Below are 13,880 nucleotides of genomic sequence, written 5' to 3'. Positions count from 1 at the left end.
GACCAGAAGGCGAATTCGTGACGTCGACCCCGCTAGCCGAACAGCGCCGTTCCCACCATCCCGATCCAGTAGAGCCCCGCGGACAGTGCCAGCAGTGCCGCAAGCGCGATGCCGGCCTTCTGCAACGCGGTCGTGCGGGTGCGCAGCCGGTTTCCGGCGGCGCCGACCATGTGCCCCACTTCGCTTCCCTGCGCGGTGGCGGTGAGCTGCGCCCGCCGGAACGGATCGGCCAGCTCCCCGTCTGAGCGACGCTCGTCCCGGTAGCGCATGGACTGCCGTTCGAATTTCTCGTGCAGGTAGCGCGCCAGTGCGGGCAACTCGGCGAGCTGCCCTGCCCCCTCGAATGCGTGAGCGGGCGCGTAGATGAGAACGCGGTTGTCGACGACCTCGATGTCACAGCCGGCTGCGGCATCCATCAGGCGGGTCAGGAGGTCTGGTGAGAATAGGTAGAGCGCGTCGGCGCCGTAGCCGGCTGGGCAGTAGAGGGTGAACCGGGTGTGGAAGTCGCCCTCGACCGCCAGGCGCTGGGACTCGTTCAGGGCAATGCCCAGGCGGCGCAAAACGGAGCCGCCCGTGCTCAGCAGCACCATGTTGGGAACGGGGCGCGGCAGCGGGATCATGATCATCTTCAGGCCCCGTAGCCGTCGCCCGCGTGCCGTGATCCGGGCACACAGGTATGGGGCATCGGACGAGAGCGCGTCGATGACGCCCAGCATCAGCACATTCCGTGTGCTCCTGAAGAGCAGGCCGGACAGCGGTGGGTTGACCACGCGGTCGCGGAAGACGTACCCCCGCTCAGCGCAGAACGCCCGGGCCTGCCGAGACTGCTCGGCCTGAGCGAGGGGCCGGGGCACTAGGCCTTGCCGCCGTGCCTGCGGATGACCTCAGAGAGCTTGTCGTTCTCCTCGTACTGGATCTCCTTGGCCTGCTGGTCGCCGAGGCCGTGCTCGATGGAGTGCTCGTAGGACACCATCACCTTGTACTTGGTGCCGCCGACGCTCAGCTGGGGGATGGAGGAGAGGGAGTACGTGAAGCCCTTCTTGAGTTCAACGGAGGCGAGTGGCGCGCTGTTGATCAGATCGCCGTTCTCGCGAAAGAGGCCGAGGTGACCGTCGGCGACGACCAGGCGGCCGCGCTTGGCGAGGACCTTCATCCCCGACGAAATTGTCGCCCACGGCCCGCTGTCAAACTCCGGGTTGGTCGAGTACGAGGGTTCCCCCATTGGTTCCTGCCTTCTCTTCGGTGATGCGTGAGTGACGGGCGCAGGGGATTTTGTACCCCAGTCGCCAACGAGCGATAAAGCTACACCACGCGTGTGTCGAGGGGTGCTGATGAGGCGTGCAGAGGGCGTCCGCTGCTTCGGCCGAGTGAGGTGACTGCGCCCGGTGGCGGGCGGCGATGGAAACCCGCGCCGCGCGGTATGCTGGCAGCGCACTCTGCTCGCGGGTGGAGCGCGCGCACTGAACTGAATATCGGGCCACATGGTCGACGCGGGAGAGCCGGGCGTTTTCGAACGTATCGGCACCGAAGGAGCAATCCTCCCCGACAATCTCTCAGGTATATGTACCGCGTCGAGCTGGCCGCTCTGGAAAGTGGATTTCGCGAGCGAAATCCTGATCGAGCCTGTCGAGATCACTCTCGCGTGGCCGGTCTGGATCGCGAAGTCCCGCCCAAGGTGAAAGCCGCACGATTCCGTCGATCGACGGAGCCGCGGTGAAACTCTCAGGCCGGATGACAGAGGGGGAGTTCCGAGACGGTCAAACGACCGTCCAGAATCTCGCCCGGCCTCGGCCGGTTCGACGTGAGGAACTCCGCGCCAATGAATGACGTAACGACTGACACGACCGGCACCACCGACCGCTTCTCGCCGCTGCACGAGCTGCACGTGGCCGCCGGCGCCAGCTTCACCGACTTCGGCGGTTGGCAGATGCCCGTGCGCTACTCCAGCGACCTCGCCGAGCACCACGCCGTGCGCACCGCCGCCGGCATCTTCGACATCTCGCACATGGCCGAGATCCTCGTCGAGGGTCCAGGCGCCCCGGCCTTCCTCGACTACGCCCTCGCAGGCAAGCTCTCCGCCATCACATACGGTCAGGCCAAGTACAGCCTGCTGCTCAACGAATCTGGCGGCATCGTCGACGACCTCGTCGTCTACCGCCTCGGCGACGAGAAGTTCCTCGTCGTCGCCAACGCCGGCAACCGCTTCGCCGTCGTGCCTGCCCTCGTCGAGCGCGCGGCCGGCTTCGACGTCACCGTCACCGATCAGAGCGACGACCTCGCACTGATCGCCGTGCAGGGCCCGGTCTCTCGCGCCATCCTCGAGGCCACTCCCGGCATCACGGATCTCGGCATCCCGCTCTCCGAGCTCAAGTACTACTGGTCGACCGATGCCCTCTTCGACGGCGTCCCGTTGCTCGTCGCCCGCACCGGCTACACCGGTGAGGACGGCTTCGAGCTCTACATCCAGACGGAGCGGGCCGCCGAGCTCTGGGCCGCGTTGACCGCAGCCGGAGCGGAGCACGGCCTCGTCCCGTGTGGGCTCGCCAGTCGCGACACCCTGCGCCTCGAGGCGGGCATGCCGCTCTACGGCCACGAACTCGGCGTCGACGTGTTTCCAGCGCAGGCCGGCCTCGGCCGCGTCGTTGCGCTCGCCAAGGAGGGCGACTTCGTCGGCCGCGCGGCCAGCGAGCAGGGCCCGGCCGACGGTGCCCGCGTGCTCGTCGGCATCGCGGCAGAGGGTCGTCGTGCCGGTCGAGCCGACTACGAGCTCTTCTCCGGCGCGGATGCCGCCGCGCCCGCCGTCGGCGTGATCACCAGCGGCGCGCTGTCGCCGACCCTCGGCCACCCGATCGCGATGGCCTTTGTCGACCCCGGCCACGCCGAGCTCGGCAGCGAACTGTTCATCGACGTGCGCGGCACGCGGGTGCCGGCATCCGTCGTCGCGCTGCCGTTCTACAAGCGCGCGCAGTAAGCGCACGCACCACCTCACTCAGCACACCATCCATCGCAAAGGAGCCATCATGGCCGACACCACCACCCTCAAGTACACCGCCGAGCACGAGTGGCTCCAGATCGACGGCAACACCGCCGTCGTCGGCATCACCGCCTACGCAGCCGAGAAGCTCGGTGACGTGGTCTTCGTCGACCTCCCGGACTCCGGCGACGAGATCACCGCAGGCACCGTCGTCGGCGAGATCGAGTCGACCAAGTCCGTCGGCGAGCTCTTCGCCCCGGCGAACGGCACCGTGCTCGAGATCAACCAGGCCATGGTCGACAGCCCCGAGCTCGTCAACTCCGACCCGTTCGGCGAGGGCTGGCTGATCAAGATCAGCTTCACCGAGCTGCCCGCGCTGCTCAGCTTCGACGAGTACACCGCGCTGATCGCCGAATAGGCGTCGCACCCACCGCTTCTGACGACCCTCCAGAGAATCTCGAGAGCAATGACCTCCAGCCAGCCCGTGCCCACCTCGTCTGCACCCATCTCTTCGGCCTTTGACACCGATGCCTTCGGCCGGCGCCACATCGGCGTCGGCGTGAACGAGCAGCAGCAGATGCTGTCGACGCTCGGATACGACAGCCTGGAGGCCCTGCTCGGTGCCGCGGTGCCCGAGTCGATCCGCGTTGGCGAGATTCTCAACTCGGCGATCCCGGATGCCGCAACCGAGCGTGAGGCGCTGGCCGAACTGCGTGGCATCGCAGACCAGAACACGCTGCGCACCTCGATGATCGGCCTCGGCTACTACGGCACCATCACGCCGTCGGTCATCAAGCGCAACGTGCTCGAGAACCCGAGCTGGTACACGGCGTACACGCCGTACCAGCCGGAGATCTCGCAGGGCCGTCTCGAGGCGCTGATCAACTTCCAGACGATGGTCACCGACCTCACCGGGCTCGACACGGCCAACGCCTCGATGCTCGACGAGGGCACGGCCGTCGTGGAGGGCATGCTCCTTGCCCGCCGCGCCTCGAAGCTGAAGACGAACCGCTTCGTCGTTGACGCCGATGTGTTCCCGCAGACGCTGGCCCTGCTGCAGTCGCGTGCAGAGGCGCTCGACATCGAGCTCGTCGTCGCCGACCTTCACGGGGTTTCGACAGGCTCAACCAGCGAGGACCTCGGCGAGCACTTCGGCCTGTTCGTGCAGTACCCCGGTGCATCCGGCCGGGTCTGGAACCCCGCGGCCGTCATCGCGGCGAGCAAGGCGCAGGGCGCCCTCGTCGTCGTCGCAGCCGATCTGCTCGCCCTCGCGCTCATCACCTCGCCGGGCGAGCTCGGCGCGGACGTCGCCGTCGGCACCAGCCAGCGTTTCGGCGTCCCGATGGGGTTCGGCGGGCCTCACGCCGGCTACATGGCCGTGCGCGCGGGTCTCGAGCGCCAGATGCCCGGCCGCCTCGTCGGCGTGTCCAAGGATGCCGTCGGCCACCCCGCGTACCGCCTCACCCTGCAGGTGCGCGAGCAGCACATCCGCCGCGAGAAGGCGACGTCGAACATCTGCACCGCGCAGGTGCTGCTGGCCGTCATGGCGAGCATGTTCGCGGTCTACCACGGCCCTGCCGGCATCCGCCACATCGCCGTCGGCACCGCGCAGAAGGCGCGCGCCCTCGCCGATGTGCTCACCGGCTACGGCCTGACCCTGGTCAGCGACGACTTCTTCGACACGATCCGCGTGCACGTTCCCGGCCTGGCCTCGACGGTCATCGAGCGTGCCCGCAGCCGTGGATACAACCTGTGGGAGGTCAGCGAGGCCACCATCGCGATCTCGGTCGATGAGACAACGACCGAGGCCGACCTCTCGCTCATCGCCGAGGCCTTCGGCCTGCCCGAGCGCACGCCCGTCACCGTCGACCCCTCCGTGCTGCCGGCCATCGCCGCAGGCGAACTGCGCCGCACGAGCAGCTACCTCGGCCACCCGGTGTTCAACTCGCACCACTCCGAGACGCAGATGATGCGCTACCTCAAGACGCTCGCCGACCGCGACTACGCCCTGGACCGCGGCATGATCCCGCTCGGCTCCTGCACCATGAAGCTCAACGCGGCCACCGAGATGGAGGCCGTCACCTGGCCAGAGTTCGCGGGGCTCCACCCCTTCGCCCCCGAGGCCGACGTGCGCGGTTCGCTCGCGCTGATCGAGCAGCTCGAGACGTGGCTCTCCGAGGTCACCGGCTACGACTCGGTGTCGCTGCAGCCGAACGCCGGTAGCCAGGGCGAGCTCGCCGGACTCCTCGCGATCCGCGGCTACCACCGCTCCAACGGTGAGCTCGAGCGCACCGTCTGCCTCATCCCGTCCAGCGCACACGGCACGAACGCGGCATCGGCCGTGCTCGCAGGCATGAAGGTCGTCGTGGTCGCCTGCGACGAGCTCGGCAACGTCGACCTGGACGATCTGCGCGCCAAGATCGCGCTGCACGCCGACGAACTCTCTGCGCTCATGATCACCTACCCGTCGACGCACGGCGTGTACGAGCACGAGGTCACCGCCATCACCCAGGCCGTGCACGACGCGGGCGGCCAGGTGTACGTCGACGGTGCCAACCTCAACGCGCTGCTCGGATTCGCCCGCTTCGGCGACTTCGGCGGCGACGTCTCGCACCTCAACCTGCACAAGACGTTCTGCATCCCGCACGGCGGTGGCGGCCCCGGCGTCGGCCCCGTCGCGGCCAAGGCGCACCTCGCCCCGTTCCTTCCCGGCCACCCGCTCGCGCAGCGCGCCGACCACGGCCCGTTCGTGCACGCCGGCGGCCCCATCTCGGCGGCGCCGTACGGCAGCCCGAGCATCCTCCCGATCACGTGGGCGTACATCCGCATGATGGGCGCAGAGGGGCTCAAGCAGGCCACAGGCGCGGCCGTGCTGAGCGCCAACTACATCGCGGCGCGCCTCGGCGAGCACTACCCGGTGCTCTACACGGGTGACAACGGCCTGGTCGCACACGAGTGCATCCTCGACCTGCGCCCCCTCACCGAAGCGACCGGTGTGACCGTCGACGACGTGGCCAAGCGCCTCGTCGACTACGGCTTCCACGCCCCGACCATGTCCTTCCCCGTTGCAGGCACGCTCATGGTCGAGCCGACCGAGTCGGAAGACCTCGGCGAGATCGAGCGCTTCATCGAGGCCATGATCTCGATCAAGGCCGAGGCGGATGCCGTCGCCGCCGGCGTCTGGCCGGCCGACGACAACCCGTTGCGCAACGCCCCGCACACCGCGCAGTCGGTCGTGACCGGAGACGACGGCTCTGGCGAATGGACCCACCCGTACAGCCGCGAAACCGCGGTCTACCCCGTGCGCTCGCTCATCCGGAACAAGTACTGGGCTCCGGTGCGTCGCATCGATCAGGCGTTCGGTGACCGCAACCTCGTGTGCGCCTGCCCGCCGCCGGAGGCCTTCGCCTAAGCGGCAGCACGCAGCTCCGCCCAGAGACCGCACATCCGATGGAATCTGGCCCGAAATCGGGCCGGATCGCCACCGGGTGTGCGGTCTCTGTCTGTGTGTGGGCGAGGGTGTCAAGCGGTGCGATGCAGGGCTGGCGAGGGCCGGGGCACGGGGGTAATCTGAGCACAACTCATGTATGGAGGAGGCCATCATGCTTCTGGCAGATCTTCTCTGGGCAGGCGCGGGGCTCAGCCTGATCGGCACGCTTGCCGCGGCCGTCGCTCTGATTCCCGATGCCATCGATGCCCGCGCCGATCGTCTGCAACACAGCGATCCCGGCACGGCGGCCGCGCTGCGTCGTGCCAGAGCGATGAGCGAATTCGGCAGCAGCGAGGGGCTGCTCTTCGACGGCTCTCTGGTGGCGTGCACCCCGACGCGGCGCAGCGGAATCACGCTGCGTGTTCTCGGCGATGACGAGGAATCGGATCACGCCGTCGCGGTTCGTGCCGAAGCACCCCCACAGCCGGTCGAGGTTCCGAAAGCGGATGTCGTCAGCCGGCCGCGAAGAGTGCCGGCCACCACATCACGGCGAGTGGGTAGCCGACGAACGAGGCGACGTCCAGAACCCAGTGCGCGATGACGAGCGGCATCGTCCTGCCCCACTTCTCGTAGCACCAGCCGAAGAGAACGCCCATCGCGAAGTTGCCGGCGAATGGGCCGAAGCCCTGGTAGAGGTGGTAGCTCCCGCGCAGCGTCGCGCTGGCGAGGATGATCGCCCAGCGATTCCAGCCCAACTGCCGCAGCCGGGTGAACAGGTAGCCGACGACGATGATCTCCTCGCTCAACGCCGCGTTCGCGGCGGAGAGCAGGAGAATCGGGATCGTCCACCAGAAGGTCTCGAGCGGCGAGGCGTTGATCGCCACGGTGATGCCGAGCGCGCGGCCGCCCAGGTAGAGCGCGATGCCCGGGATGCCGATGACGGCCGCCAGAGCGAGTCCGGCGCCGAGGTCGCGCCCGGGTCTGCTCAGATCGAAACCGATCCGCCGAAATGGACTCCGGCCCGGCTGCCACAGCAGATACAGCACGAGGGCCACCGCGAAGAGTGCGAAGAAGATGTTCAGGAACTGGTAGGTGAAGTCGAGCCATTCGCGGCTTGATTGCGAGGTGTTCAGGGCGGTGCTCTGCTGACCGAGCGGCTTCTCTGCGGTGAGCTTGGCGATGAGCGACACCACCGAATAGACGGCTGAGGCCCCGAGCGAGAGTCCGAGCACGATCGCCAGCTCGATCCACAGCCGAGTCCGCTCCGGCCGTGTGAGGCTCGGAGCCGGGGGATGGGGTGGCAGGCGAAGCGCCGAGCGGATACCGGACGGCCGCGCCGGTGCTGCGGGCGTTGTGCTGCCGATCACTGTTGTCCGACCCGGCAGGCCGGCGTTCCGCCCGGGAGTGCGAAGCGATAGCGCGCGACGAGGGCATAGCCGACGGCGGCCAACCACGAGAGTGGGGGAAACAGCATGAGATGGCCGGCGATTCGGAGAATCGCACGGGGCTGGTGAGTGAGCATGGCTGCAACGGCGCGGTGCCCGCCGTGGTTGCGGCCGTCAGCGACCAGCCACACGCGCGCAGCGGCATCCGCCTCGCTCAGGCCGTACTTCTCCAGCGCAGTCCACTGGTATGGCGCGGCGTCCGGCATGGCCGGAAGCACGCGTCGCAACCACGAAACGCTGCTCGTGCAGAAGCCGCAATCTCCGTCGAAAATCAGCAGAGCGGGTTGTGAATCTGATGCTGAACCCATGCCGCCATTCAACCACGAGAGGCGCGCGCAAGATCCTGCGAAATCACGCACAACATCTGAGCGATTTGTAAGATCCTGCAAGAAAGCTGCTCATGATGTTTCCTGTTTGTAACGGTTCCGTACTGAATTTGCACATGGCTCCATCGCTGCATACTCTCGGGGGTACTTGGCGCGGCGGTGCGACAACGTTTCCGTGCTGCCGTTGCCCACTTTGCACAGGAGGAAAACTTGAAGATCAAGAAGCTAGGCCTCGTTGCCGTCGCTCTTGCTGCCGCCAGCGCTCTCGCGCTTAGCGGTTGCGCAAGCGACACTGGCAGTGGAAGCACCGAAGGCGCATCCAGCTCGTCGGCCATCATCACCACGAACGGCTCGGAGCCGCAGAACCCGCTGCTCCCCGCCAACACCACCGAGACCGGTGGCGGAAAGATCGTTACGTCGATCTTCGCCGGCCTGGTGTCGTACACCGCTGACGGTGAGATCGAGAACGAGGTCGCGAAGTCGATCGAGTCCGACGATGCACAGCACTGGACCGTCACGCTGAACGATGGCTGGACCTTCACCAACGACGAGCCCGTCACGGCGAACTCCTTCGTTGACGCCTGGAACTACGCCGCCAAGCTGAGCAACGCTCAGGGTGGATCGTACTTCTTCGACAACATCGAGGGCTTCTCCTACGACGCCGACTCGGAGCTGACCGGTCTCAAGGTCGTCGACGACCTGACCTTCACGGTTGACCTCGCGGCCCCCGAGGCCGACTGGCCGCTGCGTCTGGGCTACTCGGCTTACATGCCGCTGCCCGAGGCCGGCCTTGCCGACATGGAAGCATTCGGCGAGAACCCGATCGGAAACGGCCCGTACATGCTGGCCTCCGACAAGGCGTGGGTCCACAACGAGAAGATCGACCTCGTCACCAACCCCGACTACAAGGGTGTCCGCACCCCGGTCAACGGTGGCCTCACGATCACCTTCTACGCGACGCAGGATGCGGCTTACGCCGATGTCCAGGGTGGCAACCTCGACGTTCTCGACGGTGTTCCCGACTCCGCGTTCGAGACCTACGAAGACGAGTTCGGTGACCGCGCGGTCAACCAGGCTGCTGCCATCTTCCAGGGCTTCAACATCCCGGGCTACCTCGAGCACTTCGGTATGGATGAGGAAGGCGAGCTTCGCCGCCACGCCATCTCGATGGCCATCAACCGCGATGAGATCACCGACGTGATCTTCCAGGGCACCCGCACCCCGGCCACCGACTTCACCTCCCCGGTGATCGCCGGTTGGACCGACAAGCTCAAGGGCGCTGAGTTCCTGGAGTACAACCCGGAGGAGGCCAAGAAGCTCTGGGCCGAGGCCGACGCCATCTCGCCCTACACCGGTACCTTCGACATCGCGTACAACGCTGATGGCGGACACCAGGCATGGGTCGAGGCTGTCACCAACAGCATTGCCAACACGCTCGGCATCCAGGCCGTTGGCAAGTCCTACCCGACCTTCGCCGCTGCGCTGGACGACCGTGAGCAGCAGAAGCTGACCGGTGGAACCCGCGCCGGATGGCAGGGCGACTACCCCTCGATGTACAACTTCCTCGCCCCGCTCTACCAGACCGGTGCAGGCAGCAACTACGAGGGCTACAGCAACACGGCGTTCGACGACCTGCTCGCTGAGGGCTCCGTGGCGCAGACCGTCGAGGACGCAACCGCGAAGTACCAGGCTGCTCAGGAGGTCCTGCTCAAGGACATGGCCACCGTTCCGCTGTGGTACTCCAACGTGAACGGTGTCTCCTCTGAGGCCGTTGACAACGTCGTATTCGGCTGGGACTCCGTCCCGCTGTACTACCAGATCACGAAGGAATAGTTCTCCGTAACTAACCTCCCTTCCTAGTTCGACCGGCTGTCCGAGGCGTTTTCGCCTCGGACAGCTGGCCGACTAAGCTCATCCAGTGATTGTGATCTCAATGCTTCTTCCATCGAACGGAGGATGCTGATGCTGTGGTACACAGGCAGACGTATTCTCCAGATGATCCCCGTATTCTTCGGCGCGACCTTCCTGATCTACTTCATGGTGTTCTCGCTCCCGGGTGACCCGATTGCCGCTCTGTACGGCGACCGTCCTCCGGCCCCTGAAGTGATCGAACAGATCCGGGCGCAGTACAACCTCGACAAGCCGTTCATCGTGCAGTACCTGCTCTACATCGGCGGTCTGTTCCAGGGTGACTTCGGAACGACTTACTCCGGCCGACCCGTCTCAGAGGTCATGGCCGAGGCGTTCCCGATCACCCTCCGGCTCGCCTTGCTTGCCCTCTTCTTCGAAGCCGTTGCCGGCATCACGATCGGCCTCATCGCCGGTCTCCGCAAGGGCAAGATCTTCGACGCGAGTGCGCTCGTCGTCAGCCTCCTGCTCATCTCAGTGCCGACCTTCGTCGTCGGTTTCGTGTTGCAATACGTCTTCGGCGTGCAACTCGGCTGGGCTCGAACGACCGTCAGTGGCGATGCGCCGTTCAACGAGTTGGTTCTGCCTGCGATTGTGCTGGCATCCGTGTCGTTCGCGTATATCGTGCGCCTGACCCGGGCGAGCGTCGCAGACAACCTGAACGCCGACTTCGTGCGGACCGCGACGGCCAAGGGCCTCTCGCGCAACCGCGTCGTTCGCGTTCACGTGCTGCGCAACTCACTCGTTCCCGTCGTGACGTTCCTCGGTGTTGACCTGGGTGCGCTCATGGTCGGTGCGATCGTCACAGAGGGAATCTTCAACATCAACGGCGTCGGTGGCACCGTCTACCGCGCCGTTCAGCTCGGAGAAGGACCGACCGTCGTGTCGTTCGTGGCGATGATGGTCATCATCTTCGTCGTGGCGAACCTGCTCGTCGACCTGCTCTACGCATTGCTTGACCCGAGGATTCGCTATGCAAAATAACAACGTCCAGACGCAAGCGCACTACGTTGCGCCGATCGAAGACACCCCGATCGCCCCGGTCGACCGCCTCGATGAGACTGAAAAGGCCCGGAGCACCTGGGCTGACGCGTGGGACTCCATGCGCCGCCGCCCCTCGTTCTGGATCTCCTCGATTCTCATCGTTCTGATCCTGGTCGTCGCCGCATTCCCCGGGCTGTTCACCTCGGTGTCGCCGAACCTGAACTGCCAGTTGGCAAACAGCAACGGCGCCCCTGAGGCCGGTCACCCGCTCGGCTTCACCCGTCAGGGCTGTGACGTCTACGCGCGCATCATCTTCGGCGCGCAGGCATCCGTCACCGTCGGTGTGCTGGCGACCCTGCTCGTGACGCTCTCCGGCATCATCGTCGGTTCGCTCGCGGGCTACTACGGCGGATTCCTCGACTCCTTCGTCTCCCGTGTCGGCGACATCTTCTTCGCGATCCCCACCGTCCTCGGTGCGATCGTGCTGATGTCGGTTCTGCCCGAGCGCACACCTCTCACGGTGGCTCTCGTGCTGGCGATCTTCGCCTGGCCACAGATCGCGCGCATCATGCGCGGTGCCGTGCTCTCCGCGAGGAACTCCGACTACGTGACGGCGTCGACCGCCCTTGGTGTGTCGAAGTTCCGGATTCTCATCCGGCACGTGATCCCGAACTCGATCGCCCCGGTGATCGTGGTCGCGACGATCTCGCTCGGAACGTTCATCGTCGCCGAGGCGACCCTGTCGTTCCTCGGTATCGGCCTGCCGCCGAACGTCATGTCCTGGGGTAACGACATCGCTCAGGCGCAGACATCGATCCGCACCAACCCCCAGGTGCTGCTCCTTCCCTCTGCCGCACTGTCGATCACCGTGCTGTCGTTCCTGATGCTCGGCGACGTGGTCCGCGACGCACTCGACCCGGCAGCGAGGGCACGTCGATGACCCCGGCCATGAACGAAAACGAGAGTCAGAACATCGATACCTCGACAACGCCCCTGCTTCAGATCCGCAACCTCGAGGTGGGATTCCGCACCCAGCGCGGTCTCGTGCCCGCGGTGCGCGGCGTCGACCTGACCCTGTACCAGGGCCAGACCCTCGCCATCGTCGGTGAGTCCGGCTCAGGTAAGACGACGACCGCCCAGTCGGTCATCGACCTGCTGCCCGGCACCGGCGAGGTCACGGGTGGCGAGATCCTGTTCGAGGGTCGCGACCTGACCAAGCTGTCTCCGAAGGAGATCCAGGATGTGCGCGGCCGCCTGATCGGCTACGTCCCCCAGGACCCGATGTCGAACCTCAACCCGGTGTGGAACATCGGCTTCCAGGTCGAGGAGGCCATCAAGGCCAACGGCGTCGCCCAGGGCAAGGACGCGAAACTGCGCGCAATCCAGGTGCTGCAGGAGGCCGGCCTCGGCGACGCCGCGGAGCGCCTCAAGCAGTACCCGCACCAGTTCTCCGGCGGTATGCGTCAGCGCGTGCTCATCGGAATCGGCCTCTCGTCTCGCCCGAAGCTCCTGATCGCCGACGAGCCGACCTCGGCTCTCGACGTCACGGTCCAGCGCCAGATCCTCGACCACCTCGGCACCCTGACGCGCGACTACGGCACCTCCGTGCTGTTCATCACGCACGACCTCGGCCTGGCCGCGGAGCGTGCTGAGCAGCTCGTGGTCATGTACCGCGGCAAGGTCGTCGAGTCCGGGCCGTCCAAGGAGATCCTGGCCAACCCGCAGCACCCGTACACGCAGCGCCTCGTCTCGGCCGCGCCGAGCCTCGCCTCGCGTCGCATCCAGTCGGCGAAGCACGCCGAGGCAGCGGCTCCGGAGATCTTCTCCGGCGACTCCCTCGACGCGACGCTGATCGCTCGCGCCGCTGAGCGCGAGCAGGCGGCGCCGGCCAAGGACCTGATCTCGGTGCAGGACGTCTCCAAGACGTACCGCATCCGTCAGCAGGGGTTCAAGTACAAGGAACTCCAGGCCGTCGACGGGGTGAGCTTCGGCGTGCAGCGCGGAACGACCACCGCGATCGTCGGTGAGTCCGGCTCCGGCAAGTCGACCGTCGCCAAGCTGCTGCTGCAGCTGGAGACGATCACGAGCGGCAAGATCGAGTTCGACGGTCAGGATGTCGCCGCGCTGAAGGGTGCGGAACTGCTCAAGTTCCGCCGCCGCGTTCAGCCGGTGTTCCAGGACCCGTACGGATCGCTCGACCCGCAGTACAGCGTCGGTAACACGATCGCCGAGCCGCTGCTCGCGCACAAGGTCGGAAACGCCAAGGAACGGCAGGCCCGCGTTCTGGAGCTGCTCGACCAGGTGTCGCTGCCGGCCGCGACGCGATTCCGCTACCCGAGTGAGCTCTCTGGCGGTCAGCGTCAGCGCATCGCCGTCGCGCGTGCGCTTGCGCTCAAGCCCGATGTGCTCGTGCTCGACGAGGCCGTCTCGGCGCTCGACGTGCTCGTGCAGGGTCAGATCCTGAACCTGCTCACCGAGCTGCAGACCGAGCTCGGCCTGACCTACCTCTTCATCACGCACGACCTCGCGGTGGTGCGCCTGATCGCCGACAACGTCTGCGTCATGAAGAAGGGGCAGATCATCGAGGCGGCGACGACCGATGAGGTCTTCGACAACCCGCGCGAGCGCTACACCCAGGATCTGCTGGCCGCCATTCCCGGCGGAAACTTCGTGTTCGGCCGCTAATCGGTCGCCGAATCTCCGGCTGTTTCCCAATCGGCCCAGCACCCGTCATCCGGGTGCTGGGCCGATTTTCATGTAACTCAGGGTAAACTGATCGCATAGGGTACCAGCGAACATTGATTTCGCAACCG

The 13,880-nt window shown here is 66.2% G+C and carries 11 protein-coding genes and 2 riboswitches; of the genes, 7 read left to right on the top strand and 4 right to left on the bottom strand.

Going from position 1 to position 13,880, the window contains the following annotated elements:
• Nucleotides 1-32 precede the first annotated feature (32 nt).
• Together EV379_RS10725 and EV379_RS10720 are read right to left on the bottom strand one after the other, a co-directional pair.
• Complete coding sequence (locus EV379_RS10725; RefSeq protein WP_165397347.1) at nt 33-854, bottom strand: hypothetical protein; 822 nt, start codon at nt 852-854, stop codon at nt 33-35.
• Nucleotides 854-1,222, bottom strand: coding sequence for a hypothetical protein (locus EV379_RS10720; protein ID WP_130506124.1), 369 nt, complete (start codon nt 1,220-1,222; stop codon nt 854-856). Before EV379_RS10720 ends, EV379_RS10725 begins: the two co-directional genes overlap by 1 nt.
• A 259-nt stretch (nt 1,223-1,481) precedes the next feature.
• Nucleotides 1,482-1,579, top strand: a riboswitch (glycine riboswitch).
• 1 nt (nt 1,580) lies between these two features.
• Nucleotides 1,581-1,745, top strand: a riboswitch (glycine riboswitch).
• Nucleotides 1,746-1,819: 74 nt separating this feature from the next.
• Here EV379_RS10720 and gcvT point away from each other — a divergent pair.
• The 3 genes from gcvT to gcvP are packed head-to-tail and all read left to right on the top strand — an operon-like array spanning nt 1,820 to nt 6,386.
• Complete coding sequence (gene gcvT, locus EV379_RS10715; protein ID WP_130506123.1) at nt 1,820-2,971, top strand: glycine cleavage system aminomethyltransferase GcvT; 1,152 nt, start codon at nt 1,820-1,822, stop codon at nt 2,969-2,971.
• Between the two features lie 49 nt (nt 2,972-3,020).
• Complete coding sequence (gene gcvH / locus EV379_RS10710) at nt 3,021-3,392, top strand: glycine cleavage system protein GcvH (RefSeq protein ID WP_130506122.1); 372 nt, start codon at nt 3,021-3,023, stop codon at nt 3,390-3,392.
• A gap of 48 nt (nt 3,393-3,440) precedes the next feature.
• A complete protein-coding gene (gene gcvP / locus EV379_RS10705) occupies nt 3,441-6,386 on the top strand; it encodes an aminomethyl-transferring glycine dehydrogenase (RefSeq protein WP_130506121.1) in 2,946 nt (981 codons plus the stop codon).
• Between the two features lie 530 nt (nt 6,387-6,916).
• Here the strand turns inward: gcvP and EV379_RS10695 are convergent.
• On the bottom strand, nt 6,917-7,726 hold the full coding sequence (locus tag EV379_RS10695; protein WP_423203262.1) for a CPBP family intramembrane glutamic endopeptidase: 810 nt from the start codon (nt 7,724-7,726) through the stop codon (nt 6,917-6,919).
• Nucleotides 7,727-7,767: 41 nt separating this feature from the next.
• Nucleotides 7,768-8,157 carry a thiol-disulfide oxidoreductase DCC family protein gene (locus EV379_RS10690; protein WP_130506119.1) on the bottom strand — a complete coding sequence of 130 codons (390 nt, stop codon included), beginning with the start codon at nt 8,155-8,157 and terminating at the stop codon, nt 7,768-7,770.
• Nucleotides 8,158-8,385: 228 nt separating this feature from the next.
• Here EV379_RS10690 and EV379_RS10685 point away from each other — a divergent pair, with 228 nt between their 5' ends.
• The 4 genes from EV379_RS10685 to EV379_RS10670 all read left to right on the top strand — a co-directional run bounded on the left by EV379_RS10685 (nt 8,386) and on the right by EV379_RS10670 (nt 13,752).
• Complete coding sequence (locus tag EV379_RS10685; RefSeq protein ID WP_130506118.1) at nt 8,386-10,008, top strand: peptide ABC transporter substrate-binding protein; 1,623 nt, start codon at nt 8,386-8,388, stop codon at nt 10,006-10,008.
• 129 nt (nt 10,009-10,137) lie between these two features.
• On the top strand, nt 10,138-11,067 hold the full coding sequence (locus EV379_RS10680; protein ID WP_130506117.1) for an ABC transporter permease: 930 nt from the start codon (nt 10,138-10,140) through the stop codon (nt 11,065-11,067).
• A complete protein-coding gene (locus tag EV379_RS10675) occupies nt 11,057-12,007 on the top strand; it encodes an ABC transporter permease (RefSeq protein WP_130506116.1) in 951 nt (316 codons plus the stop codon). The genes EV379_RS10680 and EV379_RS10675 overlap by 11 nt, the downstream gene beginning before the upstream one ends.
• A gap of 8 nt (nt 12,008-12,015) precedes the next feature.
• Nucleotides 12,016-13,752 (top strand): dipeptide ABC transporter ATP-binding protein, encoded by a 1,737-nt coding sequence (locus EV379_RS10670; RefSeq protein ID WP_130506115.1) that lies wholly within the window; start codon nt 12,016-12,018, stop codon nt 13,750-13,752.
• Nucleotides 13,753-13,880 lie beyond the last annotated feature (128 nt).

Source organism: Microterricola gilva, assembly GCF_004217495.1.
GTDB lineage: Bacteria > Actinomycetota > Actinomycetes > Actinomycetales > Microbacteriaceae > Microterricola > Microterricola gilva.
The sequence above is the reverse complement of the archived record's forward strand: the minus strand, read 5'-3'. Positions and strand labels throughout refer to the sequence as shown.

Excerpts from the sequence above, each read along its gene's own strand:
- EV379_RS10720 (WP_130506124.1), bottom strand. The coding sequence starts at position 1,222 with ATGGGGGAACCCTCGTACTCGACCAACCCGGAGTTTGACAGCGGGCCG.
- gcvT (WP_130506123.1), top strand. The coding sequence starts at position 1,820 with ATGAATGACGTAACGACTGACACGACCGGCACCACCGACCGCTTCTCG.
- gcvH (WP_130506122.1), top strand. The coding sequence starts at position 3,021 with ATGGCCGACACCACCACCCTCAAGTACACCGCCGAGCACGAGTGGCTC.
- gcvP (WP_130506121.1), top strand. The coding sequence starts at position 3,441 with ATGACCTCCAGCCAGCCCGTGCCCACCTCGTCTGCACCCATCTCTTCG.
- EV379_RS10690 (WP_130506119.1), bottom strand. The coding sequence starts at position 8,157 with ATGGGTTCAGCATCAGATTCACAACCCGCTCTGCTGATTTTCGACGGA.
- EV379_RS10680 (WP_130506117.1), top strand. The coding sequence starts at position 10,138 with ATGCTGTGGTACACAGGCAGACGTATTCTCCAGATGATCCCCGTATTC.
- EV379_RS10675 (WP_130506116.1), top strand. The coding sequence starts at position 11,057 with ATGCAAAATAACAACGTCCAGACGCAAGCGCACTACGTTGCGCCGATC.
- EV379_RS10670 (WP_130506115.1), top strand. The coding sequence starts at position 12,016 with ATGAACGAAAACGAGAGTCAGAACATCGATACCTCGACAACGCCCCTG.